General features: G+C 64.1%; 27 protein-coding genes and 1 pseudogene. 20 read left to right on the forward strand and 8 right to left on the reverse strand.

What is annotated here, in order from left to right:
* Positions 1-1152 carry a PPE family protein gene (locus tag B586_RS07465; RefSeq protein WP_047315288.1) on the forward strand — a complete coding sequence of 384 codons (1152 nt, stop codon included), beginning with the start codon at positions 1-3 and terminating at the stop codon, positions 1150-1152.
* Positions 1153-1188: 36 nt separating this feature from the next.
* On the opposite strand, the gene B586_RS21960 is transcribed toward B586_RS07465, so the two are convergent.
* Positions 1189-1515, reverse strand: coding sequence for a PE-PGRS family protein (locus B586_RS21960; RefSeq protein ID WP_082129532.1), 327 nt, complete (start codon positions 1513-1515; stop codon positions 1189-1191).
* A 134-nt stretch (positions 1516-1649) separates the two neighbouring features.
* Between B586_RS21960 and B586_RS07470 the strand changes: the two genes are divergently transcribed.
* Genes B586_RS07470 through B586_RS07480 form a run of 3 tightly spaced genes read left to right on the forward strand, consistent with a single transcriptional unit; the run spans position 1650 to position 3762 of the window.
* Positions 1650-2432, forward strand: coding sequence for an SDR family oxidoreductase (locus tag B586_RS07470; protein ID WP_047315289.1), 783 nt, complete (start codon positions 1650-1652; stop codon positions 2430-2432).
* Positions 2429-2659 carry a hypothetical protein gene (locus B586_RS07475; protein ID WP_054880291.1) on the forward strand — a complete coding sequence of 77 codons (231 nt, stop codon included), beginning with the start codon at positions 2429-2431 and terminating at the stop codon, positions 2657-2659. Before B586_RS07470 ends, B586_RS07475 begins: the two co-directional genes overlap by 4 nt.
* On the forward strand, positions 2656-3762 hold the full coding sequence (locus B586_RS07480) for an acyl-CoA dehydrogenase family protein (protein WP_054880290.1): 1107 nt from the start codon (positions 2656-2658) through the stop codon (positions 3760-3762). The genes B586_RS07475 and B586_RS07480 overlap by 4 nt, the downstream gene beginning before the upstream one ends.
* A 56-nt stretch (positions 3763-3818) precedes the next feature.
* On the opposite strand, the gene B586_RS07485 is transcribed toward B586_RS07480, so the two are convergent.
* The 3 genes from B586_RS07485 to B586_RS07495 form a co-directional block, all read right to left on the reverse strand.
* Complete coding sequence (locus tag B586_RS07485) at positions 3819-4718, reverse strand: hypothetical protein (RefSeq protein ID WP_156166474.1); 900 nt, start codon at positions 4716-4718, stop codon at positions 3819-3821.
* Between the two features lie 196 nt (positions 4719-4914).
* Positions 4915-5343 (reverse strand): GtrA family protein, encoded by a 429-nt coding sequence (locus B586_RS07490; RefSeq protein ID WP_047315293.1) that lies wholly within the window; start codon positions 5341-5343, stop codon positions 4915-4917.
* A gap of 261 nt (positions 5344-5604) precedes the next feature.
* Positions 5605-6345 (reverse strand): dienelactone hydrolase family protein, encoded by a 741-nt coding sequence (locus tag B586_RS07495; RefSeq protein WP_054881018.1) that lies wholly within the window; start codon positions 6343-6345, stop codon positions 5605-5607.
* A 103-nt stretch (positions 6346-6448) separates the two neighbouring features.
* On the opposite strand from B586_RS07495, the gene B586_RS07500 reads away from it, so the two are divergent.
* The 11 genes from B586_RS07500 to B586_RS07550 all read left to right on the forward strand — a co-directional run bounded on the left by B586_RS07500 (position 6449) and on the right by B586_RS07550 (position 18370).
* Positions 6449-7249 carry a thymidylate synthase gene (locus B586_RS07500; protein WP_047315294.1) on the forward strand — a complete coding sequence of 267 codons (801 nt, stop codon included), beginning with the start codon at positions 6449-6451 and terminating at the stop codon, positions 7247-7249.
* A gap of 14 nt (positions 7250-7263) precedes the next feature.
* The gene (locus B586_RS07505; protein ID WP_168162580.1) at positions 7264-7755 is read left to right on the forward strand and encodes a dihydrofolate reductase; all 492 of its coding nucleotides are present in this window, start codon (positions 7264-7266) and stop codon (positions 7753-7755) included.
* Between the two features lie 49 nt (positions 7756-7804).
* Positions 7805-9031: a winged helix-turn-helix domain-containing protein gene (locus B586_RS07510; RefSeq protein ID WP_054880287.1), complete on the forward strand. Its 1227-nt coding sequence runs from the start codon at positions 7805-7807 to the stop codon at positions 9029-9031.
* A 22-nt stretch (positions 9032-9053) separates the two neighbouring features.
* Positions 9054-10538 carry a class I SAM-dependent DNA methyltransferase gene (locus tag B586_RS07515; RefSeq protein WP_047315297.1) on the forward strand — a complete coding sequence of 495 codons (1485 nt, stop codon included), beginning with the start codon at positions 9054-9056 and terminating at the stop codon, positions 10536-10538.
* Entirely contained in the window at positions 10535-11614 is a 1080-nt protein-coding gene (locus tag B586_RS07520) for a restriction endonuclease subunit S (RefSeq protein ID WP_047315388.1), read from the forward strand. The genes B586_RS07515 and B586_RS07520 overlap by 4 nt, the downstream gene beginning before the upstream one ends.
* 4 nt (positions 11615-11618) lie before the next feature.
* Positions 11619-11954, forward strand: coding sequence for a hypothetical protein (locus tag B586_RS07525; RefSeq protein ID WP_156166475.1), 336 nt, complete (start codon positions 11619-11621; stop codon positions 11952-11954).
* Positions 11945-13318: a type III PLP-dependent enzyme domain-containing protein gene (locus B586_RS07530; protein WP_054880286.1), complete on the forward strand. Its 1374-nt coding sequence runs from the start codon at positions 11945-11947 to the stop codon at positions 13316-13318. Before B586_RS07525 ends, B586_RS07530 begins: the two co-directional genes overlap by 10 nt.
* Positions 13315-14727, forward strand: coding sequence for an MATE family efflux transporter (locus B586_RS07535; RefSeq protein ID WP_054880285.1), 1413 nt, complete (start codon positions 13315-13317; stop codon positions 14725-14727). The genes B586_RS07530 and B586_RS07535 overlap by 4 nt, the downstream gene beginning before the upstream one ends.
* A 153-nt stretch (positions 14728-14880) precedes the next feature.
* Entirely contained in the window at positions 14881-15645 is a 765-nt protein-coding gene (gene thyX, locus B586_RS07540) for an FAD-dependent thymidylate synthase (protein WP_047315389.1), read from the forward strand.
* 115 nt (positions 15646-15760) lie between these two features.
* Positions 15761-16663 carry a 4-hydroxy-tetrahydrodipicolinate synthase gene (gene dapA, locus B586_RS07545; protein WP_047315301.1) on the forward strand — a complete coding sequence of 301 codons (903 nt, stop codon included), beginning with the start codon at positions 15761-15763 and terminating at the stop codon, positions 16661-16663.
* Positions 16664-16693: 30 nt separating this feature from the next.
* Complete coding sequence (locus B586_RS07550) at positions 16694-18370, forward strand: ribonuclease J (RefSeq protein ID WP_054880284.1); 1677 nt, start codon at positions 16694-16696, stop codon at positions 18368-18370.
* Positions 18371-18434: 64 nt separating this feature from the next.
* Here B586_RS07550 and B586_RS07555 read toward each other — a convergent pair whose 3' ends face one another.
* The 3 genes from B586_RS07555 to B586_RS07565 are packed head-to-tail and all read right to left on the reverse strand — an operon-like array spanning position 18435 to position 20453.
* Entirely contained in the window at positions 18435-19307 is an 873-nt protein-coding gene (locus tag B586_RS07555; protein WP_054880283.1) for an SAM-dependent methyltransferase, read from the reverse strand.
* Between the two features lie 4 nt (positions 19308-19311).
* Positions 19312-20142 (reverse strand): mycofactocin-coupled SDR family oxidoreductase, encoded by an 831-nt coding sequence (locus tag B586_RS07560; protein ID WP_047315304.1) that lies wholly within the window; start codon positions 20140-20142, stop codon positions 19312-19314.
* A complete protein-coding gene (locus tag B586_RS07565) occupies positions 20139-20453 on the reverse strand; it encodes a putative quinol monooxygenase (protein ID WP_054880282.1) in 315 nt (104 codons plus the stop codon). Before B586_RS07565 ends, B586_RS07560 begins: the two co-directional genes overlap by 4 nt.
* Here B586_RS07565 and B586_RS07570 point away from each other — a divergent pair.
* Positions 20452-23152 (forward strand): annotated as a pseudogene (locus tag B586_RS07570) (FtsK/SpoIIIE family DNA translocase). The gene B586_RS07565 and the pseudogene B586_RS07570 overlap by 2 nt on opposite strands.
* Positions 23153-23189: 37 nt before the next feature.
* Here B586_RS07570 and B586_RS07575 read toward each other — a convergent pair.
* Complete coding sequence (locus B586_RS07575; protein WP_054880281.1) at positions 23190-23741, reverse strand: amino-acid N-acetyltransferase; 552 nt, start codon at positions 23739-23741, stop codon at positions 23190-23192.
* Between the two features lie 66 nt (positions 23742-23807).
* On the opposite strand from B586_RS07575, the gene pgsA reads away from it, so the two are divergent.
* The 4 genes from pgsA to pspM all read left to right on the forward strand — a co-directional run bounded on the left by pgsA (position 23808) and on the right by pspM (position 26659).
* Positions 23808-24389 carry a CDP-diacylglycerol--glycerol-3-phosphate 3-phosphatidyltransferase gene (gene pgsA / locus B586_RS07580; RefSeq protein ID WP_054880280.1) on the forward strand — a complete coding sequence of 194 codons (582 nt, stop codon included), beginning with the start codon at positions 23808-23810 and terminating at the stop codon, positions 24387-24389.
* A 120-nt stretch (positions 24390-24509) separates the two neighbouring features.
* Positions 24510-24848: a transcriptional regulator ClgR gene (gene clgR / locus B586_RS07585; RefSeq protein ID WP_047315390.1), complete on the forward strand. Its 339-nt coding sequence runs from the start codon at positions 24510-24512 to the stop codon at positions 24846-24848.
* Between the two features lie 131 nt (positions 24849-24979).
* Complete coding sequence (gene pspA / locus B586_RS07590) at positions 24980-25810, forward strand: phage shock protein PspA (protein ID WP_054880279.1); 831 nt, start codon at positions 24980-24982, stop codon at positions 25808-25810.
* 30 nt (positions 25811-25840) lie between these two features.
* Entirely contained in the window at positions 25841-26659 is an 819-nt protein-coding gene (gene pspM, locus B586_RS07595) for a phage shock envelope stress response protein PspM (RefSeq protein WP_047315310.1), read from the forward strand.
* The last annotated feature ends 6 nt before the right edge of the window (positions 26660-26665 follow it).

The following is a 26665-nucleotide window of genomic DNA, read 5'->3' on the forward strand; positions in this document are numbered from 1 at the left end:
ATGGACTTCGGAGCTTTACCCCCAGAGATCAACTCGGCACGCATGTATGCCGGTCCGGGTGCGGCACCGATGATGACCGCCGCCGCGGCCTGGAACGGTGTAGCAGCCGAGTTAAGCACTACGGCAGCCGCTTTCGAGTCGGTGATCGCGGAGCTGACCGGCGAGCAATGGCTGGGCCCCGCGTCGCTATCGATGGCCGCCGCCGCTCAGCCGTTTGTGGCCTGGTTGACCTACACCGGTGAGGCCGCAGCACATGCAGCCTCCCAGGCGATGGCATCCGCGGCCGCTTTTGAGGCGGCGTTTGCGATGACGGTGCCACCACCGATGGTCGCTGCTAACCGGGCTCTGTTAGCGGTCCTCGTGGCGACGAACGCGCTGGGCCAAAACACACCGGCAATCATGGCGACCCAGGCCCAATATCATGAGATGTGGGTGCAAGACGCCTTGGCTATGTACGGCTACGCTGCCGCCTCGGCGACCGCCGGGACGCTTAACCCATTGACCTCGCCGTCGCAGATGACCAACCCGACCGGGCTAGCCGGCCAGGCCGCCGCGATCGGTGCCGCGGCGTCGAGCACCGTCCAGCAGGTCGGCCTGGGGAACCTGATCAACAATTTGCCCAACGCGGTCATGGGACTTGCCTCCCCGGTCACGTCGACCGCCGCGACGGAGCTGAGCGGAATTATTCAGGACATCCCAGACATTCTCGACTTTCCGTTCGTGCAAAATACCATCAACGGCGTGGTCAACACCGCGGCGTGGTTCGTGATGAATGCCATCCCCACCGCGGTGAGCCTTGAACACACTCTCGCTCCGGCCGCAACTGTCGCCGATGTTGCTCCGGCCGCCGCGGGAGCAGCGGATTTGGTAAACACGGTGACGCCGACGGGCGTCGCTGCGGGTCTGGGTGAGGCGTCCGCGGTCGGTGGCTTGTCGGTGCCGGCGAGTTGGTCCACCGCTGCCCCGGCATTGACGTCAGGCACGTCGGTGTTGGAGGGCTCGGGCTGGGCCGTTCCGGCGGAAGCCGAGTCGATGGCAGCGATGCCCGGGATGCCGGGGATGGCTGCGGCAGCCAAGGGCGGTGCCGGTGTCGCCGCTGGGCCCCGATACGGCTTCAAGCCGATCGTGATGCCTAAGCAGGTCGTCGTCTGATGCCGCAAACGAAATAACGGCCGTCTCGCCAGGTTTTTACCCGTGCCCGGAACCGCAGCCGACGCCCGGCAGGCATCCGTAACCGCCTGGGACGCCACCCGGTCCCGCGTTTACTCCTCCGGCGCCGCACCCGACATTGGGGATACAGCCTTGGCCGCCCGGACCGCCGCCGGGGCCTCCGTTTTGGCCTCCGGAGCCGCAGTTGCCGTTGTTGTCGCAGCCACCTCCGCCCGGATCGTCCATGGGAACAAAATGAGTGATCGTGGTAGTGGTCGCGGGGCTAGCAGCGAAAACGTCGGCTGCGGCCGTTGGTGCGACGGCCATCGCCACGGCAACAACCCCGGCCACTGCCAGTGGTTTCATCAGGGTTAATCTCACTAACATTCTGGTCGCATACCACATGTAGGCGGCCGCGAAACATGGCACGAGAGACCGGGGTGCGCCCGGTGCCCTCCGCTGGCGGGGTCCGGGCATCAACGCAACAGAAGGCATACCAAATGACCTCACTGGATCTGACCGGTCGTACCGCCATAATCACCGGCGCGTCGCGCGGCATCGGGCTGGCGATCGCCCAACAGCTCGCGGCCGCCGGCGCCAATGTGGTGCTCACCGCCCGCAAGCAAGAGGCGGCGGAGGCGGCCGCGGCACAGGTCGGTGATGGGGCGCTGGGCGTTGGCGCTCACGCGGTCGACGAGGATGCCGCGCGACACTGCGTCGAGCGCACGCTGCAGCGCTTCGGCAGTGTCGACATCTTGGTCAACAACGCGGGAACCAACCCTGCGTATGGTCCGCTGATCGAGCAGGACCACGCGCGGTTCGCCAAGATTTTCGATGTCAACCTGTGGGCTCCGCTGCTGTGGACCTCGCTCGTCGTCAAAGCATGGATGGGTGAACATGGCGGTGCGGTGGTCAATACCGGCTCCGTCGGCGGCCTGCACCAATCGCCGGCCATGGGGATGTACAACGCCACCAAGGCCGCACTGATCCATGTCACCAAGCAATTGGCGTTGGAACTCTCGCCGGGCATCCGGGTCAATGCGATCTGCCCAGGCGTCGTTCGTACCAGGCTGGCCGAGGCGCTCTGGAAAGACCACGAGGATCCGCTTGCGGCGACCATCGCGCTCGGAAGAATTGGTGAGCCCATTGATGTCGCGGGCGCGGTTGTCTTCCTCGTTTCGGACGCGGCGAGCTGGATCACCGGCGAGACGATGGTCGTCGACGGCGGTCTGCTGCTCGGCAACGCACAGGGATTCCGCACTCAACCGCAAGCCCAGCAATGAGTATTGCCGTCGACCTGGATGCGCGCGTGAGGCTGCTCCTCGAGGAGCGCAACCCAGCCACCAGCGAGCCGCGCGATTTCCTTGGTGCGTGGTTCGATCTGAGTCTGGTGCGTAATCCCGCGATGCACGACGAGCTAATGCGGCTGTGGGGCGAAGCGGGGATTCTCGGATTGCCCGGCGACTATCGCGTCGATAAGGATCTCGCATGGAAGGATCTGGATAGATGAGCATTGGCGACCTGCTGTACTCGGACACCGAGGAATCGCTGCGCGACAGCGTGCGCCGCCTGTTCGTCGAAAAGTGTCCACCGGAATCGGTCATTCGCGCTTACGACTCGGATACCTCAGCGCTGCAATACTTTTCAGATGTCTGGAGAATAGCAGCTGTTGAGCTGGGGATAGCCGGGTTGTTGGTGCCCGAGTCGCTTGGCGGTGCCGGTGCGAGTGCTCGTGAGGCCGCGATCGTGATGGAGGAGATCGGCCGGGCCGTCGCGCCGGTGCCGTTCTTGTCCAGCGCGGTGCTCGCCACCGTCGCGCTGTTGCGCGCCGGCGACACCGAGACCGTGTCGGCGCTGGCCCAGGGTACGGTCACCGCGGCGCTGGTGGTGCCGCTGTGCACCGCGCCGGGCGATCCGGTCGCCGGGGTGAGTATCGGCTCTGATGGTTTGACGGGGTCCGTCAGCGGTGTCGCGGGTGCCCGCGAAGCTGACGTATTGGTGGTGCCGGTCGCCGGCCTGGACGGACTCGAGCTGCACACCGTTGCGCGTAGTGCGGCCGGTGTCGACGTGTCGCCGGTGCTGGCCCTGGATATGACCAGACCCTTTGCCGACGTTCGGTTTTCGGCGGTGGCATCGTCGCGGGTAGGCAGGGGGGATGCGGCCGTGTCAGCAGCGCTAGAGATCGGGGCGGCGTTGCTCGCCTCTGAGCAGCTCGGGGTCGCGCAGTGGTGTTTTGACACCACACTGGCCTACGCCAAGCAACGCAAGCAGTTCGGTCGCACGATCGGCTCATACCAGGCGATCAAACACCGGCTCGCGGACCTGTGGTTTGCGGTCGGTACGGCCACGGCCGCTGCCCGATACGCCGCCGACGCGTGCGCTAGAGGCGATGAAGACGCAACCATCGCCGCGTCCGTCGCGCAGGCCTCCTGCAGTGGCATCGCTGTTCATGTCGCTGAGGAATGCGTACAGCTGCACGGTGGTATCGGAATGACGTGGGAGTATCCGGCGCACCTATACCTGAAGCGGGCCAAGAGCGACCAGTTGGCTTTTGGCACCGCCTACCGTCATCGGGCCCGACTAGCCGAATTGGTGGACCTGCCGGTCTCATGATCGGCGCCGCTAGCGGTCCAGCGTTCGCACGCAGAGTTGGTGGGCCCGTGGGCCTATTACTTGCTCAGCAGCGCGGCCCACGGCTGCCCGGCATACGGCTCGTGTTGGAAAATCTCTAGATAAGTCGCCGGTAGGGCCGCGACAACGTCGCTGCATTGGTGCAGCTCACTGTCACCCAGGGTGGTCTCATACCCCGGTGGCGTGGCGTTCTGTACGCCGGGTAGCAACGCCACACCTGAGTGACCAACGCCGACGAAGTCCAAGATGGCGGCCGCGGCCTGCGGACTGTTCAAGTCCTGTGGGCTGTGCAGAGTAAGGCAACGGGCGTGCATGTCGAAGCGCTGCAGGTAGTCCATGGCCCTGTTTTCGAGCTCGATCCACTGGATGAGATAGCGTTGAAAAAGGGTGAGCTGTGATAGGTCGAAGCTGCTGAAAATTGGCTCAAGTTCGGTGAGCGTCCAGCGCTTGTACCGGCGGCCGTCGCGTCCGCGGTAATACCGATACCGGTAGCGCACGGGATACTTGCGGCGCTTGACCATCCATCTTTCGCGATTCGATTCGCTGCATGCGACTTCCAGCGGATGGCGGATCAGGTGAAATACCTTGGACTGCGGAAAGAACTCCGGGGCAAGATCCCAGTAGGACTTGAGGAAGGCGTGGCTGGTTTCGATGTAAATCGGCGTGCCGCACAAGTCGATCGCGCGGCGCTTTCTGCGCAGCACGGCCCGCACGGCGTCGAACTGTCCTGTGGCGCGGTCGTAGATTACCCGGCCGAACATCGACGGGTTCCACAGATTGAGATCGTTGCTTTCGTGTACGACGGTGCACTGCGGTGCATTGCGCTTAAGTAACTCGCTGAGACACATGGTCCCTGAACGTGCACTGGTCAGGGCAAATACGGTCGACCGGGTCTTGGCGTCGCGCAGCAGGCTCTGCGGCGCTAGCTGGCGAGACACGGCAAACATGATTGCCACAAGTTAGCACCGGTGACTGTAGGCCGGCTGCCGTTTGGCCGATTCGAATGACGATTACCGGCATAGCCCCACGTCGAGACCGGCTCGGCGAGGTCGAAGGCTGCTCGGTCAACCAAGCCGCCGTCGGTGGCTAACGACCTTGGGACCCTCGTGGTCGGCGTCGGCGACGGGCTCGTCGCTAAACGACTTCGGGGAGGCTACGGCGAAACGTGAAGCAGCGGTGAGCAAACCACCTGTACACCACGGTTACGGTGACGACGACCAGCTGCGATAGCAGTACCTGCAAGCCGAACACCTCGACCAGCAGCGGCAACATAGCGAAGTTGAAGCCCAGCACGGAGAGGTTGACCAGCTCGAACCGGGCAAGGTCACGCAACACGTGACCGGTCACGTGGAACACGAACCTGCGGTTGAGGACGAACGCGCACAGCATGGCCACGATGTGCGTGCAGAGCAACACGCCCAGGTAGCCGATGGCATCCCGTAACAGCCAGAGGAACACAGCGAACCAACCCATTCCGATTGCCGTGTTCGCAGCACCAACAGTGAGGAAGGTGACTCGCTGATCCCGAATAATCCGGACCAGCGGGCCGGAAACACCGCTCATCCTTGCAGGAAGGCACGTCTGCTCGTCTTGGCCTAGTGAGGCGTCGATACCCATCGGCGGCCTAGCTGGTCAGAGGTGGCCGCCCAATCGCGCTCCAGGAAGTTCATCAACCAATAATGGGGCAGACTGCGCCACAAGGCTGAAAAACCGGGGAAATCCGCCCTCCACCCTGACGCGGTACTCGCCGATCGACTCGCCGGTGGCGATGGTGTCCTCGTGCCATAACCCGCAGTCCCACGGGCCAGATCGCGCAAGCGTCTGTCAGCCAGCCAGCTTGGCTCCGAAGACCTCGGTCATCGCCGTCCAATGCCGCTCGTCGGCGGCGGCGTCATACGGCGGGTTATCCGGGACCGCGAACCCGTGGGCGGCCGAGTACCACTCGATGCGGTGCTCAACACCGGCTGCCGTCAGCGCTTTGTCGAGCTGTTCGGCGTGGTCCGGGGTGAACGACGCGTCATTCTCGGCACCGCCCACGTAGACCGTGGCCTTCATCCGGTCGGCCAGCAGGTGCGGGCTGTCCGCGGTGTCGGTCACCAGGCCGCCACCGTGGAAGGACGCGGCGGCGGCAACGCGGTCGGGTTGCCGCCCCGCCACCACCACCGAAGTCCGCCCACCCATGCAATAGCCGCAGACGCCGAACCGCTCCCCGGCTACCTCGGGGCGAGCGGCTAAATAGTCGAAGAAGGCGCCGGCGTCGCTGGCCATCATGTCCGACGTGACGCTGTCCATCATGGACATCACCCGCTTGCGTTCGTTCGCGTCGCCGAACGCCGTCGCTATGTTGATCGGGGCCCAGTGGCCGTGGCGGTAGTACACGTCGGGCAGCAGCACTGCGTAGCCGAACCCGGCCAGCTTGGCCGCCATCTGGTAAAACGTGTCGCGTACGCCGCCGGCGTCGGGGTACATGACCACGCCGGGCCAAGGTCCGTCTCCGTCGGGGGTGAACAACTGGACGGGGCAACGGCCGTCGGGCGTGGTGAGGCTGTCGGTGAGGTTCGGCATGGTCTCTGTTCTACTCTGCGCGGCTTCGTGCGGCGAACGTGCGGCCAGCTTCACGTTCGCGGGCCGAGTTTCGGCGTCGGGACCGCTCACTAGACTGGCCAACATGCCAATCGCGACGCCATACGAGGACTTGCTGCGTCTTGTGCTTGACCGCGGCGTGGTCAAAGCGGACCGCACCGGCACCGGGACCCGCAGCCTGTTCGGCCAGCAGTTGCGTTACGACCTGTCGGCTGGGTTCCCGCTAGTCACGACTAAAAAGGTGCACTTCAAGTCGGTGGTCTACGAGTTGCTGTGGTTCTTGCGGGGCGACTCCAACGTCGCCTGGCTGCGCGAGAATGGAGTCACCATCTGGGACGAGTGGGCCAGCAGCACAGGCGATCTCGGGCCGATCTATGGTGTGCAGTGGCGATCTTGGCCGGCTCCCTCGGGTGATCACATCGACCAAATCAGCACCGCGTTGGATCTGCTACGCACCGACCCGGACTCTCGGCGCATCATTGTGTCTGCCTGGAATGTCGGTGAAATCCCGCAGATGGCGCTGCCGCCGTGTCACGCCTTCTTCCAGTTCTACGTGGCCCAAGGCCGGCTGAGCTGCCAGCTCTACCAGCGCAGCGCCGACCTGTTTCTTGGTGTGCCGTTCAACATCGCCAGCTACGCGCTGCTGACCCACATGATGGCCGCCCAGGCCGGTCTCTCGGTTGGCGAGTTCGTCTGGACGGGCGGTGACTGCCACATCTACGACAACCACGTCGAGCAGGTACGGTTGCAGCTCAGCCGTGAACCCCGACCGTACCCGGAACTCTTTCTAGCGCAGCGTGATTCGATATTCGACTACACCTACGAGGACATCGTCGTCACACATTACGATCCGCACCCGGCGATCAAAGCCCCAGTTGCGGTATGACGCGCGCCGACGCAGTGGTGGGCCTGATCTGGGCTCAGTCGACCACCGGTGTGATCGGGCGCGACGGTGGTATCCCCTGGCGAGTGCCCGAGGATCTGACTCGCTTCAAACAGCTGACGATGGGTCACACCGTGGTGATGGGCCGACGGACCTGGGATTCGTTGCCGGCTGGGGTTCGCCCGCTGCCCGGCCGCCGAAATGTGGTACTGAGCCGCCAAATTGGCTTCACGGCTGAGGGGGCGGAGGTGTTCGGTTCACTCGACGAAGCCATCGCCACTGTCGAGACCGAACCCGAGACGTGGGTGATTGGCGGCGAGCAGATCTACCGGCTCGCGTTGCCGCTGGCGACCCGTTGCGAGGTCACCGAGGTGGACACCGACCTGCCTCGTGCAGACGATGACGCGCTGGCCCCGGTGCTCGACGAGACATGGTCGGGTGTGACGGGGGAGTGGCTGGTGAGCCGTTCCGGGCTGCGGTACCGGTTGCACAGCTATCAGCGTCCATGAGCACCGCTTCTCCTCATCGCTTCGCTCTGCATCGTCGCGGCGCGTGTCCATGAGCACCCTAACCACCGCGCAGGCGCGTCGGGTGGCGGTCGCCGCACAAGGCTTCGCCGAGCCTAAACCCGCCGGCCCGATCACCCGTACGCATTTGAAGCGGCTGATCTCGCGGATCCAAGTGCTGCAGTTGGATTCGGTGTCGGTGGCGGTGCGTGCCCACTACGCGCCTGTTTTTAGCCGGCTTGGGCCGTACGACCGCGATGTATTGGACCGCGCGGCGTGGGGTCACTCCACCTGTTCGGCGCGGCTGTTGGTGGAGTACTGGGCACACGAGGCCGCCCTCATGGCCGTCGATGACTGGCCGCTGTTGCGCTGGCGGATGCGTCAGTATCGGCATGGCCGCTGGGGCAGCCATATCGTCAAGGCCAACCCGCAGTTGGCCGACGACATCGTCGCCGCTGTCGGCGAGCTTGGGCCCAGCACCGCAGGGCAGATCGAGGCGCATTTGTCCGCTGCGCCACGGACGGCAAAGGGTTCCTGGTGGAATCGCAGTGACACCAAGTGGGTTGCCGAGGCGCTGTTTGCCTCCGGGGTGCTCACCACCGCCACCCGGGTGGGCTTCGCCCGTCACTACGACTTGGTGGAAAGGGTGCTGCCACCCAGGGTGTTGGCTCGGGAGGTCGACGACGATGTAGCCGTGCGCGAGCTGACGTTGCGGGCCGCCACCGCCCTGGGTGTGGGTACCGAGGCCGACATCCGCGACTACTTCCGGCTGTCGGCTCAACAGGTTAAGCCGGCTATCGCTGATCTGGTGGCGGCCGGTGAGATTGAACCGGTCAGTGTCCAGGGGTGGTCAGCGCAGGCATATCTGCGGCATGGCCGGACGGTGCCACGCGTTGACCGCGGCACCGCGCTGCTGTGCCCATTCGACCCGTTGATCTTCTTTCGGCAGCGGGTAGAGCGGCTGTTTGGCTTTCGCTACCGCATTGAGATCTACACGCCGGCGGTCAAACGCCAGTACGGGTATTACGTGTGGCCGCTGCTGCTGGACGGCCGGTTGGTCGCGCGTGTTGACCTTAAGGCCGACCGAGCCCGCAACACGCTGCGCGTCGTGGGTGCATTCGGTGAGGACCAGCATGCCGAGCATGTACCGCCGACTCGGGTTAGCGCGGCACTTGCCAGCGAGCTGGAGTCGATGGCGTCCTGGCTGGGCTTGGGTGGAGTCACGGTGTCCCGCCGGGGCGACTTGGCCGGACAGCTACGCGCCGCTGGCTGCGGATAACAACGTAGGAAGGAACTCGAGGATGCCTCCGGGCAAGAAACACGAGCCGCAGGCACCGTCGACGGTGAAGGAGCTCAAGGACACGCTCTGGAAGGCTGCCAACAAGCTGCGCGGGTCGCTACCGGCCAACCAATACCAGGACGTAATCCTCGGCCTGGTGTTTCTCAAATACGTCTCGGACGTTGATCGCGAAGGAACCGACGGCGTGTTTGCGGTCCCGCTATCGGCGCACTGGAAGTTGTTGGCGGACAACGCAAAGTCTAAGAACATCGGCCAGCTCATCGACGAGGCGGTGGACGCCGTAATGACGGCTAACCCGGCGCTGGCCGGCACCCTGCCGCAGCTATATACGACCGTTGACCAGCGCCGGCTGGGCGAGCTGGTCGAGTTGCTCGACAACGCACGGTTCAGCCGGCAGGGCTCCCATCGCGCGCGGGACCTGATGGGGGAGGTATACGAGTACTTCCTGGGCAATTTCGCTCGCGCGGAAGGACGCCGCGGCGGTGAATTCTTCACCCCACCCAGCGTCGTGAAGATAATTGTCGAGGTCCTCGAGCCGTCCAGCGGTCGGGTGTATGACCCGTGTTGTGGCTCGGGCGGAATGTTCGTGCAGACCGAGAGGTTCATCTATGAGCACGACGGCAACCCGACGGATGTTTCGATCCACGGGCAGGAGAGCGTCGAGCACACCTGGCGGATGGCAAAGATGAACCTCGCCGTTCACGGCATCGACAACGGTGGCGCGCGGTGGGGCGACACATTCGTCAACGACCAGCACGCCGGCATGCAGATGGACTATGTGATGGCCAATCCGCCTTTTAACATTAAGGATTGGGCCCGCGATGAGCAAGACCCGCGGTGGTGCTTCGGCATTCCACCTGCCAGCAATGCGAATTACGCCTGGCTCCAGCACATCCTGTCCAAGCTCGCACCTGGCGGCGCTGCCGGCGTGGTGATGGCCAACGGCTCGATGTCGTCGAACACGGGTGGGGAAGGCGATATTCGCGCGCGGATCGTGGAGGCGGACCTGGTGTCGTGCATGGTCGCGCTACCAGCACAGCTGTTCCGCAGCACCGGAATTCCGGTGTGTCTGTGGTTCTTTGCTACAGACAAAACGTGTGGTGCAGATCGATCCGGGCAGGTGCTGTTTATTGACGCGCGCGGGCTCGGCTATCTGGTGGATCGCGCTGAACGAGCATTGACAGACGACGAGGTCGCCCGTATCGGCGACACGTACCACGCGTGGTGCGGGTCGAAGTCGGCGTCCTCGAAAGGCATTATCTACCAGGATGTCCCGGGATTTTGTAGATCAGCGTCGCTGGACGATATTAGAGCCTCGGGGTACACCCTCACGCCGGGACGGTATGTGGGCGTTCCGGTGACCGAAGATGACGGGGAGCCAGTCGCCGAGAAAATCGCGCGGTTGGCCGGGGATCTGCTGGCGGCGCTCGACGAATCGGCGCGATTGGAACGGGTGGTACGCGAGCAAGTAGAGCGCCTGTGGTGAAGGTCAGGCTGGGTGATTGCCTCGACTTCAGCAACGGGCGTACTTCGCCGGCGCGCGAATCAGGTGGTCGTTATCCGGTTTATGGCGCCAACGGGGTGATCGGTTACGCTGCACAGCACAATGCCAGTGGCCCACTCGTAGTCGTGGGTCGTATTGGATCGTATTGCGGTAGCTTGCACTACTGCGAATCCGATGTCTGGGTCACGGATAACGCGCTGGTCTGCCGGGCTAAGGATCGCACAGAGACGCGATATTGGTACTACGTGTTGCAGACTTGCCGACTGAATGAACACCGGGCCGGATCCGGCCAGCCACTGCTCAACCAGCGGATTCTGCGCGACTTGTCGATCGGTGCGGTCGCAACGCCGCAGCGGCAACGGGTTTCGGAGCTGCTCGGGGCGCTCGATGACAAAATTGCCGGCAATCAACGCGTTATTGCGGCCGCCGAGGCCTTAATGCTCGCCACTGTCGAGTCGGTCTCTGAGCACGTGCCGCTGTCTGACCTGGCGAGTCGGTCGACTGTAGTACTCAACGCGGGTGAATTCGACGATGTGGTGGCCCATTTCAGCTTTCCGGCGTTCGACGACGGCGCGAAGCCGCAAATCGTCACCGCCGCGGCCATTAGGAGCGGCAAGTTTGTCTTGTCAGAGCCGTGCGTGTTGGTTGCAAAGCTGAACCCGAGAATTCCGCGAATCTGGAACGTGGTGACTCTGCCGTCGCACATGGCATTAGCGAGCGCCGAATTTGTGGTGCTACGGCCAACCAGCGTCGATACATCGACGCTGTGGTCGGCGATACGGCAACCTGATGTCGTGCGAACCCTGCAACAGCACGCTGCGGGTACCACCGGAAGTCGCCAGCGTATTCAACCGCAGGAACTCCTCAAGGTTCGGGTGCGAGATGTGCGCCGCTTGGCTACCGAACAGTCGCGGATGTTAGCGCGCTTAGGTGCATTGTGTGATGAGCGACGCACCGAGTCGACTCGGCTGGCAACCTTCCGCGACGCACTGCTGCCACTGCTGATATCCGGAAGGGTCCAGGTCCGTAGACAGATACCCGTACCGGGTATACGCTAGGAGCGTGATTGCCCGGCAGACGATGCCTCATTCGCTGGCTACCGCAGCCAACCGGCTGTGGACCAGTCGTGATGGCGATATGCGGTTAACGGGCACCTCGCCGTCGCGGTGGTGGCGGTCGATCATCGCGACGGCGATCGCGGTATGGGCGGTTGCGCTCGCCGGTTGCGAGTCGGTGTCATCGGTGCCCGTCGAACCTCCAGCACCCCATCCTCCGCCTATGGTACTGGCCTTGCTGCATGGTGAGATTGAAATGAGTTCCCACAAGACACTGCAATCCCTCGAACCCTGCCAGCCCATGTCCGCTGCCGATGGTCAGGAGATCTGGCTGTGGAGCTAGAACAGGATGCTTTGTCATTGCCGGCGATTGCGCCGCCATGGTTTCGTGGGGTCACCGGCGACCCGTTTCTGTTGGCAGATATGGCTCATGCGGTCGGCGGACCTTTCCATGTGCTGTTCCCCCAACAGTTCGCCGCCAACTTGGCGGCCTTTATGCACGCCATCTCGTCGGCTGGCTTGGATGGGCACGTGATGTTCGCCAAGAAGGCGAACAAGGCCGGAGCCTGGTTACAGGCATGCGCCGAGGCTGGGGCGGGGGTCGACGTCGCCAGCGCCGAGGAGTTGGTGCATGCGCTTGCCCGTGGTGTGCGCGGAACCGACCTCGTGGTTACCGGGCCGGCCAAAAGTGAACGACTGTTGTGGCTGGCCGCCCGCCACGATTGTCTCATCGCGATCGACGCCTTGGATGAACTTGACCGGCTGCTCGCGCTGGTGCCCTACCGCGAATGTGTGCACGTCCTGCTGCGCGTGCTCCCAGAGGTCAACCCCGACAGCCGATTTGGCTTTGATGCCGATGAGCTGGACATCGCCCTCAGTCGATGCGTTGAACAGCGGCATCGAGTATCGATGGAAGGATTCTCGTTTCATCTCAGCGGATACGAGGTCCAGCCCCGGGCGCAGCTGGCCGACCAATTACTGGACCGTCTAGTCGACGCGCGAGCGCGAGGGTTGGCAGCTACCTCCATCTCTATCGGTGGGGGGTTCGCAGTCAGCTATTTCGAGGCCCAGACATGGGCGCGCTTCTTGCATAACAGCAACGCGGCGGATTTTCACGCAAGCAAGCAGTTTGCTCAGTGGTATCCATACCATCAGTCGCCTGTCGGTGCGGACATGCTGGCCGCGATTTTAGCCAGCGAAACTGGTTGCGGTTCAGCAACAGTCGGTGAGAAGTTCATCAGAACGGATACCAAGCTGCTTCTCGAACCGGGGCGCGCATTACTTGATCGGGCAGGGGTCACGGTCTTCCCCGTCGAGGGCTTTAAGCGACGCGGCGACTACGGGATCACCACCATTCGCGGGCTGAGCATGAGCATGTCGGAGCAGTGGAAATCTAGCGAGTTCCTGCCGGACCCGATTCTGTGGCCGGCAAAAGAGCCCGGCGACGGTCAGCTGGCAGGTCCGGTTCGCAGCTGTGTAGGCGGAGCCAGCTGCCTTGAGTACGACATGTTGACCTGGCGCAAGGTTGTGCTGCCACGGGAACCGCGCCATGGCGACTTGCTCATCTATCCGAATACGGCTGGCTATCAGATGGATAAGAACGAATCGGAGTTCCATGGACTCCGAGTTCCACCCAAAATTGTTGTTACCCACGATAATCGAGGAAACTTTCGCTGGCAACTCGATGAAAACGGCTATCAGTTATGAGCCTTGCGCCAGCGCGTGAAGCCGGCAGCGCGCGCCCTGTTAGCCTGGTGCGCGTCGGTCGGCAAATCACCGCGTTGGCGGCGCCGATCGTCGGAGTCCAATTCGCCCAAGTGGCGTTGACCACCACCGATTTGGCCATGATGGGGCTGATCGGTGTGCCAGCCATCGCCGGCGGTGGTCTGGCCTTGGCCTTGTACGACATGATGCGAACAACGTGTGTCGGTGCGGTGACCGCAGTCGGGAACCTGGTCGCCAGTGCGGCCAGTGCAGGCGAAGCACGCTGCGGAGCCGACGGCTTGGACGCACCCGCGCGAGCCGAACTGCATCAGATCACGAGGTCGTCGTTTTTGGTGGCGACCGCTGCGGCTGTGCTACTAGGAGCAGCGCTCATCGCGCTCGGCTACCTCTTGCCGCTCTTCGGTGTGGACGAGGACGCGCTGGCGCTGGCACGGCCAATGATGATCGCGATGGCTCCCGGGCTGGTCCCGATGGTGTGGCTCAATGTATTGCGCCAGTTCGCAGTCGGCATGCGCCGCCCTGGGTCATTGCTAACGATCAGCGTCTTCGCAGTCGCCGTCAACGCGGCACTAGACATTGCGTTCATTCGCGGAGTTGCGGGATTTCCGAAGCTCGGTTTGGTGGGAATCGGTTTGGCCACAACACTTGTGCAGACGCTGATGGTTGTCGTGTTTTACAGCTTGCTGCGCCGGGACGATCAGCTTGCCTCGTTACTAGCGATAGACGGCTGGAACGCCCACACTGCAACGGCTCGCCGGCTCCTGGGCCTTGGCATCCCTATCTCGTTGACGTACGGCTCAGAGGCAGGTTTCACCTCTCTCGCCGCGGTGGTGGTGGGCGTCTTCGGCCCGGTCATGCTGGCCGCGTTTAATGTGGTCACTCACCTGACCCGCATCGCCTTCCAAATCAGCATCGGTTTGTCGCATGCATCGTCGATTCTGATCAGCCGCGTTCTCGGCCAGGGCAACCGAGAACGCGTCCAGCAGATTGCCGCGGTCGCGCTGGTCCTCGGCGCAATCACCACGGTCATAATCGGGGTGCTTTACGTGACAGCACCAACCTGGGTGCTGCGACCATTTCTCGGTCCTGCTGCGGCCCCGGCAACGATGTTGCTGGCCAAGCTTTTCCTGCTTTTTGCCATAGCCCAGCAAATGGTGGAATTCACGCAAAACATCGCCATCGGGTTACTACGGGGGATGGGGAACACCACGACGGGAGTACGAGCAACCACGATCGGATATTGGGTGATCGGATTACCGATGACGCTGTTGTTGGCCTTTTCGGCGGGCTTACGCGGCCTGGGGGTATGGATCGGGCTCAGCACAGGCTTTGCCGCGACCACAGCGCTGCTGCTCCGCCAGTTCCGCCGAGAGCTGGCCCGGACGACCTGATTGCCGGGCTCGCCCCCTCGCCGCTGCGCGCCTGGGGGTACCCCCACCTCGCGCCGCTCCGCGGTGCGCATCGTCACCCGGCTGGGTTTGATTGCCGGGCTCCTTCTCGCGCCGCTCCGCGGCGCGCATCGTCACCCGGCTAAGGTGAGCGCCGTGGCCGAGACCGCGCCGCTACGCGTGCAACTGATTGCCAAGACTGAGTTTCTGGCGCCTCCCGACGTGTCGTGGACTACCGACGCCGACGGCGGCTCCGCGCTGGTCGAGTTCGCCGGCCGAGCCTGCTACCAGAGCTGGTCGAAGCCCAATCCCCGGACTGCGACGAACTCCGCGTACATCAAACACATCATCGACGTCGGGCATTTTTCGGTGCTCGAGCATGCCAGCGTTTCGTTCTACATCAGCGGCATCTCGCGATCATGCACTCATGAGCTGATCCGACACCGGCATTTCTCCTACTCGCAGCTGTCGCAGCGCTACGTGCCGGAAAAGGACGCCCGAGTCGTGGTGCCACCGGGCATGGAAGATGACCACGAACTTCAGCAGATCCTTATCGCGGCCGCAGACGCCAGCCGGGCCACCTACACCGAACTGCTGGCCAAGCTGGAAGCCAAGTTCATGGCAGGTGAGCCCGCCGGGAACAGGGCCGTGCTGCGGCGCAAGCAGGCCCGCCAAGCAGCCCGCGCGGTGCTGCCCAACGCCACCGAGACCCGCATCGTCGTGACCGGGAACTACCGGGCATGGCGGCACTTCATCGCCATGCGGGCCAGCGAGCACGCCGACGTCGAAATCCGGCGGCTGGCCATTGCCTGTCTGCGTCAGCTCGTCGACGTTGCGCCCGCAGTATTCGCCGACTTCGAGATCACCGCACTCGCTGACGGTACCGAGGTCGCGACCAGTCCTTTAGCCACCGAAGCCTGAGGCCCGGGGCGGTCGCGAGCGCCCGCGGCGGTACAGCCCAGACGGCGTGTCGCTGGAAAAACACGCACCCTCGCGCGGTTGCTGAAAGCTTGGCATCGCCAGGTAGCCTGGGACCGTGACCACCGTCGGATTCGACGCTCCCGCACGTTTGGGGACTCTGCTGACCGCGATGGTGACACCGTTCGACGCTGATGGCTCCCTTGACCCTGCGGCCGCGGCGCGGCTGGCGAAACACCTGGTCGACGCGGGGTGTGACGGCCTGGTGCTCTCGGGCACCACCGGCGAGTCGCCGACCACCACCGACGACGAGAAACTCCAACTGCTGCGTGTCGTACTTGAGGCGGTGGGCGACCGAGCCCGAGTCATCGCCGGCGCGGGCAGCTATGACACAGCTCACAGCGTCCGACTCGCCAAGGCTTGCGCGGCCGAGGGCGCGCACGGACTCCTGGTGGTTACCCCTTACTACTCGAAGCCGCCGCAGACCGGGCTGGTTGCGCACTTTACCGCGGTCGCCGATGCTACCGAGCTGCCGGTGCTGCTCTACGACATTCCCGGGCGGTCGGTCGTGCCGATCGAGCCTGACACGATTCGCACACTGGCGTCGCATCCCAACATCGTCGGGGTCAAGGAGGCCAAGGCTGATTTGCACAGCGGTGGCCAGATCATGGCCGAAACTGGCCTGGCCTACTATTCCGGCGACGACGCACTGAACCTGCCCTGGCTGGCGATGGGTGCCATCGGCTTCATCAGCGTGATTTCTCATCTGGCCGCAGGACAGCTTCGAGAGCTGTTGTCCGCCTTCGGTTCCGGGGATATCACCACTGCTCGAAAGATCAACGTTGCGATCGGCCCGCTGTGCAGCGCGATGGGCCGCCTGGGTGGGGTGACGATGTCCAAGGCAGGTTTGCGGCTTCAGGGTATTGACGTCGGTGATCCGCGGCTGCCGCAGATGCCGGCAACAGCAGAGCAGATCGATGCGTTGGCTGCCGATATGCGTGCGGCCTCGGTGCTTCGGTGAGTGAGAAGTGAGCCAAAAGGTGGCCGACAAGTGGATGTAGACCTAGCCCCACCAGGTCCTCTGGCCTCAGGTGGGTTGCGGGTCACCGCGTTGGGCGGCATCAGCGAAATCGGCCGCAATATGACGGTTTTCGAGCATCTGGGCCGGCTGCTGATCATCGACTGCGGTGTGCTGTTCCCCGGCCACGACGAGCCCGGCGTCGACCTGATCCTGCCGGACCTGCGCCATATCGAAGACCGGCTCGACGACATCGAGGCGCTGGTGCTGACCCATGCGCACGAGGACCACATTGGTGCGATCCCGTTCTTGCTCAAGCTGCGGCCCGACATCCCGGTCGTCGGCTCGAAGTTCACCTTGGCCTTGGTCGCCGCGAAATGCCGTGAACACCGCATCAAACCGGTGTTCGTCGAGGTCGCCGAGGGGCAGAGCTCTCGGCACGGCGTGTTCGAGTGCGAGTACTTCGCCGTCAACCATTCCATCCCGGACGCGCTGGCCATCACGGTCTACACGAGCGCGGGAACGGTGTTGCACACCGGCGACATCAAGCTCGATCAACTGCCGCTCGACGGCCGCCCTACCGACCTGCCCGGCATGTCCCGGCTGGGCGACGCTGGTGTGGACCTCTTCCTGTGCGACTCAACCAACGCCGAGATACCCGGCGTCGGACCTAGCGAAAGCGAGGTGGGTCCGACACTGCATCGGCTGATTCGGGGTGCCGACGGGCGGGTCATCGTGGCGTGTTTCGCCTCCAATGTGGACCGGGTGCAGCAGATTATCGATGCCGCAGTGGCATTGGGCCGGCGGGTGTCGTTCGTCGGACGGTCGATGGTCCGCAACATGGGCATCGCGCGGGACCTCGGATTCCTGCGAGTAGACGATTCGGATCTGATTGACATCGCCGCTGCCGAGATGATGGCGCCAGAACAGGTGGTGCTGATTACCACCGGCACCCAGGGTGAGCCGATGTCGGCGCTGTCGCGGATGTCGCGCGGCGAGCATCGGAGCATCACGCTGACCTCTGGTGATCTCGTCGTGTTGTCGTCGTCGCTGATCCCTGGCAACGAAGAAGCGGTCTACGGCGTCATCGACGCGCTCGCCAAGATCGGAGCTCGAGTCGTCACCAACGCCCAAGCCCGGGTGCATGTTTCGGGTCACGCCTACGCTGGTGAGCTGCTGTTCTTGTACAACGGGGTGCGGCCGCGCCACGTTATGCCGGTGCACGGCACTTGGCGGATGCTTCGCGCCAATGCCAAGCTGGCCGCCAGCACTGGGGTGTCGCAGGAGTCAATTCTGTTGGCCGAGAACGGTGTTAGCGTTGATTTGGTCGCTGGCAAAGCCACTATCGCCGGCGCCGTTCCGGTCGGCAAGATGTTCGTCGACGGACTGATTACCGGCGATGTCGGCGATATCACCTTGGGCGAACGGCTCATCTTGTCCTCGGGTTTTGTCGCGGTCACTGTGGTGGTGAAGCGTGGCACTGGGCGTTCAGCCACTGTGCCGCAACTGCATTCACGCGGATTCTCCGAAGACCCCAAAGCGCTTGAGCCTGCGGTTCGCAAGGTTGAGGCAGAGCTGGAGTCGCTGGTCGCCGCGAACGTGACCGACCCGATCCGGATCGCCCAGGCCGTCCGCCGCACCGTCGGCAAATGGGTAGGCGAAACCTATCGTCGGCAGCCGATGATCGTGCCGACGGTCATCGAAGTGTGACGGCCGCGAAAGTGCAACTAGCGACACGTTGCCCGAGATGGCGTCGGTAGTTGCACTCTCGCGGCTAGGTCTTTTCCGCGTAGGCTGACCACTCCAGCTGCGATGCTTTGAGTTTGCGGCCGGTGGGCTCGACGTAGCGCTGGAAAAGCTCATCGGGCCCGGCCTGCTCCACCAGCCGCCAGCCGTAATCGGCGATAAACCCCGCGACCTCGTCAGGCTGTAAGCCAAAGTGCCACAATTGCCGCCGCTGACGGACGGTGCGATATAGCGTGCGGGTGCCATACCGATTTGTTCCGTCGATGAAGTCCCGACGGACATAGGTGAACACTAATCGGCTGCCCGACGCGGCCGCGCGTAGTCCTTCCAGGGTCCGCCGGACACCGTCTTCGGTGAGGTACTGGGTCACGCCTTCGCAGATGAAAAATGCCCGGTACTCGGTGAGATAGCCGTGCTCGGCCAACGCGGTGAGCAGGTCGTCATGTTCGAAGTCCAATGCGACCAACCGAACCGACAGCGGTAGCTCGCCCAGCACGCGGCGGACCGTCTTGGCTTTCCTGGCGACGTTGACCGGCAGGTCTACCTCGAAGACCGGGATGCGGACCTGCCGCGTCAACCGGTAAGCACGGGTGTCCAAGCCGGCGCCGAGGATGACAACCGCGTCGATATCGTTGCCTGCTGCTTGGAGCAAGTCGCCGATGAAACGCTTACGGCAGGCCAGATTGGCCCACAGCCCGGGACCCGACCATTCCGATGAGCTGATCAGTAGGCGACGGAACACGTCCGACCGGGTTGCACCGACGAGCCATCGCAGTGGCCTCGGCACAAACAGGCCCGCGAGGTCGTCGTCAACCAGCCGGCGCCCGGGTGGCTCATTATGTTCGACGGCCGCCAATACCATCGGGCCAAAAGCCGTCTGTGCCGCGGGGTTTCGCGCCATCTGCCTACCGCCTATTCGCAAAGCCCGCATCGACCGGCAAGGTGACGCCGGTGACATAGCGAGCCTGGTCGGACACCAGCCATGCCACTGCGTTGGCGATGTCCTCCGGTTGCACCAGCTCGACAGGCAACGCGTTGCCCCAGTCTTGCACCGCATCAGTCTCGACGGTTGCTCGCCATTGCTGGAAGAACTCGTTGTTGATCATTGGCGTGTCGACCCCGCAAGGATGTACTGAGTTAACCCGAATATTATGCGGAGCAAGATGATTCGCGTACGACCGCATCAAGCCGACGACGCCGTGCTTGGCGGCCGTGTAGCCGATCGATCCCGGGTCGTCGCTGCCGATACCGACCAGCCCTGCAGCCGAACTGATTAATACGATTGACCCGCCTTCGCCCTGGGCGATCATGGTCGGTAGGGCGACTTGCACGGTGTGATAGACGCCGGTGAGGTTGACGTCGATGACGTCGCGCCAGCCGTCGTCGCCGGCGGCCATCACGGCGATCCCGGCATTGGCCACGACAATGTCTAGCCTGCCGAACTCGTCGAGGCCGGCCTGCAATGCGGCGGACAGTGATGCGCGATCGCGGACGTCCGCCTGGGTGGCTGCGATGCGTGCGCCGGTGTCTTCGACGAGCTTGACCGTGGTCGCCAGGTCCTCACGGGTGCTCATGGGATACGGCACCGCAGCGATTTGGTCGCAGATGTCGACCGCGATGATGTTCGCACCGTCGGCCGCCAGCCGTGTCGCGTGTGCCCGGCCCAGCCCGCGTGCGGCGCCGGTAATAAATGCGACTCGGCCGTTGAGCGGGCCGTCCAGGAGGCGGTCGGTCACTGGCGTAGCTGTCCTTTGTTCGGATCGCCCGCGGGAACGGGCTGCAGCATTTTGATATCTGGTGCTTCGGCCAGGTGTTCGCGGGTCGCGGTAAACATCGCGGTGACCGCGGGCGCGGTGCTATGTGTCTGGAGCGCGTCAGCATCGGCCCATTGCTCGACGAACACGAAGGTCTCGCCGGTGTGGTGCAGCGCATAGAGCTGGCAGCCCGGTTCGCCGTGCACGTCTTCGACGGCACGGGTGAGGATGTCGCGGACGGTGTCGACCGATTCGGGCTTGACGGTGAAGGTGGCGACGACGACAACGGGCATCCTGTGGCCTCCTGAAACTCCGCGGGCTGGCGGGCGTCGGCATGATTTGTGTCACCCGCTCGTCACCTTACCCACGCCTGCTGGCAATCGATCGGGCGCGTGAGACGCAGCCGAGCGTTGCCAGTGTGGCGGGTGGTGCAGATGATGTAGTTGCGACTAGGCTTGTCGTCATGGCTAGTAAGACCGTCGCCCGCTCCGGCAACCGAACGAGCAGGTCAAAGGCCACCTCGCGAGGTGCATCCCAAAGTCGACGATCAGCGCCAGCTCGTCCCAGGGTGAGCAGGCCCGCCAAACGGCGTAATCAGTCGCTGCTCCTGGCCGCGGGGCTGACCTGCGGCCGGGCCATGCGCGCGACCTGGCTGATGGCGGCCAAGGGCACCGGTGGCGCGGCACGCTCAATTGGGCGGGCTCGCCATATCGAGCCCGGACATCGCCGCGACGGAATCGCGCTGGCGCTGCTGGGCGTTGCTGTCGTCGTCGCCGCAAGCTCCTGGTTCGACGCCGCCCGGCCGATCGGTGCGTGGGTCGACGCCGTGCTGCGGATGTTCATCGGCTCGGCCGTTGTCATGCTGCCGCTGGTCACCGCTGCCGTGGCGGTGGTGTTGATGCGAACCCAACCCCATCCCGACACGCGGCCCCGGCTGATCCTCGGTGCGACTTTGATCGCGCTGTCGTTTCTCGGCCTACGGCACCTGTGGGCGGGTTCGCCGGAAACCCCCGAGGCGCGGCGGGGCGCCGCAGGCTTCCTGGGGTTTGCCATCGGGGGACCGCTGTCGGACGGGTTGACGGCCTGGATCGCTGCACCATTGTTGTTCATCGGCGCGCTATTCGGTCTGCTGCTGCTGACCGGAACCACGATCCGCGAGGTGCCCGACGTGCTGCGCGGCATGTTCGGTACCCGGCTTTTCCAGCGTGACTATGATGATCACGACGACGCCGGCTACGACGGCGAGTACCGATACGACGACGAAGACTTCTCCGACGGCTACTACGACGACCCGAATACCGGGGATGTCGAGGCTGACCAAGAGCCGCCGGCCTGGCTGACGGCCGATTCCCCTGAGGTCCCGCCGCAGGACGACGTTCCCACCATTCCGGAACCCGCCGTGAAAACTGGTACCGCCAAGAGCCGTCGCGGCGCCCGATCGGCGGCGGAGCTGGAGACCCAAACACTGGACCGCGTCATCGAGGGGCCCTACACGCTGCCGTCCATGAGCCTGCTGGTGGCCGGCGATCCGCCCAAGAAACGCAGCGCCGCCAACAACCACATGGCCAGCGCTATCGGTGAGGTCCTTACTCAGTTCAAGGTCGACGCGGCCGTCACTGGCTGTACCCGCGGACCTACCGTCACCCGCTACGAGGTCGAGCTGGGGCCCGGCGTCAAGGTGGAGAAGATCACCGCGCTGCAGAAAAACATCGCCTATGCGGTGGCCACCGAGAGCGTCCGCATGTTGGCCCCGATCCCCGGTAAGTCCGCCGTCGGCATCGAGGTACCCAACACCGATCGCGAAACGGTGCGGCTGGCCGATGTGCTCACCGCGCCCTCGACGCGTCGTGACCACCATCCGCTAGTCATCGGGCTGGGCAAGGACATCGAAGGGGACTTCATCTCGGCCAATCTGGCCAAGATGCCGCACTTGTTGGTTGCGGGCTCCACCGGATCGGGTAAGTCGAGCTTCGTCAACTCGATGTTGGTGTCGCTGTTGACGCGTGCCACCCCGGAAGAGGTCAGGATGATCCTGATCGACCCGAAGATGGTGGAACTGACGCCGTATGACGGTATTCCGCATCTGATCACGCCGATCATCACGCAGCCGAAGAAGGCGGCGGCCGCGCTGGCGTGGCTGGTCGAAGAGATGGAGCAGCGTTACCAGGACATGCAGGCGTCGCGGGTACGCCACATCGACGTGTTCAACGAGAAGGTGCGGTCCGGGGAGATCACGGCCCCGCTGGGCAGCCAGCGGGTCTACCGGCCGTACCCCTACATCTTGGCCATTGTCGACGAGCTGGCCGACCTGATGATGACCGCGCCGCGTGACGTCGAAGACGCCATCGTGCGGATCACGCAAAAGGCGCGGGCAGCCGGCATCCATCTGGTTTTGGCCACCCAGCGCCCGTCGGTCGACGTGGTCACCGGGCTCATCAAGACCAACGTGCCGTCCCGGCTGGCGTTTGCGACGTCATCGCTCACCGATAGCCGGGTGATCCTGGACCAAGCGGGCGCGGAAAAACTGATCGGCATGGGCGACGGCCTGTTCCTGCCGATGGGCGCCAGCAAACCGGTCCGGTTGCAGGGTGCGTTCATCACCGACGAGGAGATCCACGCCGTCGTCACCGCCTGCAAGGACCAGGCCGAACCCGAATACACCGAGGGGGTTACCACCGCCAAGCCAACCGGCGAACGCACTGACGTCGACCCCGACATCGGCGATGACATGGATGTGTTCCTGCAAGCCGTGGAGTTGGTGGTCTCTAGCCAGTTCGGGTCCACCTCGATGCTGCAGCGCAAGCTACGGGTGGGGTTCGCCAAGGCCGGCCGGTTGATGGATCTGATGGAGACCCGCAGCATCGTGGGGCCCAGCGAAGGATCCAAGGCCCGCGAGGTGCTGGTGAAGCCTGACGAGCTGGCGGCCACGTTGGCGCTGATCCGGGGCTCCGGGGCGGCATCAGCCAACGCCGACGGGTCCGACGAAGACTAGTGGTGATCGCCAGCGCGGCGAAGCCGGGCGCAGCGGGTCACAGCACCAGCAGCATGCGGGAGTTGCCCAGGGTGTTCGGTTTGACGTAGCTCAGATCCAGGAACTCAGCGACCCCGATGTCGTAGGACCGACACATCTCTTCGAACACCTCGGCGGTCACCGGGGTGCCTTCTATCTCGGTGAACCCGTGTTGGCTGAAGAACTCGGTTTCAAAGGTCAACACGAACAGCCGCTCCAACTGCAGCTCGCGGGCGACTTCGAGCAGTCGATTCACGATCGCGCGGCCGACACCGTGGCCGGTCATGGCGGGGTCGACGGCGACAGTACGGATTTCGCCGAGGTCAGACCACAACACGTGCAACGCCCCGCAGCCGACTATTTTTTTCGGGTTGTCTGGGTCGCTGGGGTGTTCGGCCACCCAGAATTCCTGCACGGCTTCATAGAGCGTCACGAGGTTCTTTTCCAGCAGGATCTTTCCCGCATAGGTGTCGACGAGTTGTTTGATCGCCGGGACATCGGAGGTTCGTGCGCGCCGGACCACCACGAGGTGATCCTGTGAGCTTTTGGTCACGGCTAACAGTATCGACATCAGGGACGCACCAGCTGGTCAACCGTTATTCTGTTTGCCGTGTCGGGGCAGCCTCAAACGGGTCCGATGGTAGGCCGTGCCCGGATCGCTAACCTCGCCAATATCCTGACTGGCTTGCGGCTGGTGTTGGTCCCGATTTTTCTGGTCGCCTTGTTCGCTGGGAATGGCCACGAAATCGCCGGCCGGCTCGCGGCTTTCGTGATCTTCACGGTTGCTTGCATTACCGATCGGTTGGACGGCCTGTTGGCCCGCAACTACGGCATGGCGACCGAATTCGGCGCGTTCGTCGATCCGATCGCGGACAAGACTCTGATCGGGGCGGCGCTGATCGGACTGTCGATGCTCGGTGACCTGCCGTGGTGGATCACGGTACTGATCATGACCCGCGAGCTCGGGGTGACGTTGTTGCGGTTGGCTGTCATCCACCGTGGGGTCATTCCGGCCAGTTGGGGCGGCAAACTCAAGACTGTGGTCCAGGCCGTGGCGATCGGCCTGTTCGTGCTGCCTTTGACGCACCTGTCGGGACTGTTCCACGTGGCGGCATCGGTGGTAATGGCCGCCGCGATCGTGCTCACGGTGGTCACCGGTGTCGACTACGTGGCGGGGGCGATCAGAGCGGTCCGGGACGTTCGCCGGACAGCCAACTGAGATCGCGGGAACCACACCACGGCGGCCCGCGTTCACCTAGTGGCGATCGCGACCGCGGCGAAGTCACGCGAAGCGGGTTGCCACCATCGCCTAGTGACTGACCGGACGAAGGAGAGCACGATGGCGTCATTGGTGCGTGAGGTCGTTGGCGACGTGCTGCGCCGGGCGCGGACTGCACAGGGCCGCACGCTGCGCGAGGTGTCGGATTCCGCGCGGGTGAGCCTCGGTTATCTCTCGGAGGTTGAGCGCGGCCGCAAGGAGCCCTCCAGTGAGTTGCTCAACGCGATTTGCGACGCGTTGGAGGTGCCGCTGTCAGAGCTGCTTATCGACGCCGGCGAGCGGATGGCGCACGCGGAACGCGCGGCCCGGACCGCGCCAAGTAGCGCGCCAAGCGGCGCCACCATCGACGCCAGCACCAAGGTCGTCATTCCTCCGGTGGCGTCGTTGGTGGTGGCGTGAACGCGGCCAACTGCCGGGCCGTCGGATTGGGGTTGCCAGGGGTGGGGAGATCCGCGCTGACCCGATAAATTGAGCGTCAGGGTAAGCGCGGTGTCTATCCGGCACATAAGAAACGAAGGCGGAGCTAAGTCATGGCCAATCCGTTCGTGAAAGCGTGGAAGTACATCATGGCGCTGTTTAACGCCAAGATCGACGAGCACGCAGACCCCAAGGTGCAGATTCAGCAGGCCATTGAGGAAGCACAGCGCACCCACCAGGCGCTGACCCAACAGGCGGCGCAGGTGATCGGCAACCAGCGGCAACTAGAGATGCGGCTCAACCGGCAGCTGGCGGACATCGAAAAGCTCCAGGTCAACGTGCGCCAGGCGCTGACGTTGGTGGACCAGGCCACTGCCGCAGGGGACGCCGCCAAGGCCACCGAATACAACAACGCCGCCGAGGCGTTCGCGGCCCAACTGGTAACCGCCGAACAGAGCGTCGAGGACCTCAAGGCGTTGCACGACCAGGCGCTGAGCGCGGCGGCTCAGGCCAAAAAGGCGGTCGAACAGAACGCGATGGTGCTGCAGCAAAAGATTGCGGAGCGCACCAAGCTGCTGAGCCAACTCGAGCAGGCGAAGATGCAGGAGCAGGTCAGCGCCTCGCTGCGGTCGATGAGTGAGATCGCCGCGCCCGGCAACACCCCAACCCTCGACGAGGTGCGGGAAAAGATCGAACGTCGGTACGCCAACGCGCTCGGTGCGGCCGAGCTGGCGAAGGGCTCCGTGCAGGGTCGCATGATCGAGGTCGAACAGGCCAGCGTGCAGATGGCTGGCCATTCGCGGCTAGAGCAGATCCGCGCGTCGATGCGTGGCCAAGCTCTGCCGACGGGCGGTAGCGCTGCGTCGCCCGAAGGCACCCCAGCTGCTCCCGCGGCCAACCAGGCCAGCGACGGGCACGTTGCCGAGAAACCCCTCGGTCAGTAAGCAACGCGGGCGGTCTGAGATGGCGCTGAGGTGGCCGTGAACGGGGGCCAGCGTGGGCGGTGGCGCGCGTTGTTATGGCGTGGACTGGACACCGCCACCGATTTGTCCGATTTGGTCGCCCAAAAGATCAGCGCCGCGTCGGATCCGCGTGCCCGCCTGCTACGCCGTCGCCGCCGCGCGTTGCGGTGGGGCTTGATCTTCGGTTTCGGGTGCCTGTTTTGGGGTGTGGTGACGGCGTTACTGGCGGCCTGGGGCTGGTTTGCGTTGCTGCTGCAGATCACCGGCTTCGTCGCGGTGGTACAGGCCATTCCGGCGACGTTGCTGCTGCTTCGCTACCGCTGGCTGCGGTCGGAGCCGCTGCCGACGCGGCGGGCAGGCGGAGTTCGGCGGTTACCGCCACCCGGTTCGGCGGCCCGACCTGCGATGTCGGCGCTGGGCGCCTCCGAACGCGGGTTCTTTTCGTTGTTGGGTGTGATGGAGCGGGGCGAGATGTTGCCCGCGGCCGAAATCCGTGACTTGACCGCCGCGGCTAACCAGACTTCGGTGGCGATGGCGGCCACCGCCGCCCAGGTGGTGTCGATGGAGCGGGCGGTTCGCTCTTGCGAATCATCGCGGTCTTATCTGGTCCCCACCATTAATGCGTTCACCGCGCAGTTGAGCGCCGGTGTTCGTCAGTACAACGAAATGGTCACCGCCGCAGCGCAATTGGTATCTTCGGCGAACGGCGGTGCCGGTTCGCCGGCGCCGGGTTCGCAGCAGCGCTACCGCGAGGAGCTGGTCGGCGCTACTGATCGTCTGGCCGGTTGGGCGCAGGCGTTCGACGAACTCGGCGGAATGCCGCGGCGTTAGACAGGG

This window comes from Mycobacterium haemophilum DSM 44634, assembly GCF_000340435.2.
Classification (GTDB): Bacteria; Actinomycetota; Actinomycetes; order Mycobacteriales; family Mycobacteriaceae; genus Mycobacterium; species Mycobacterium haemophilum.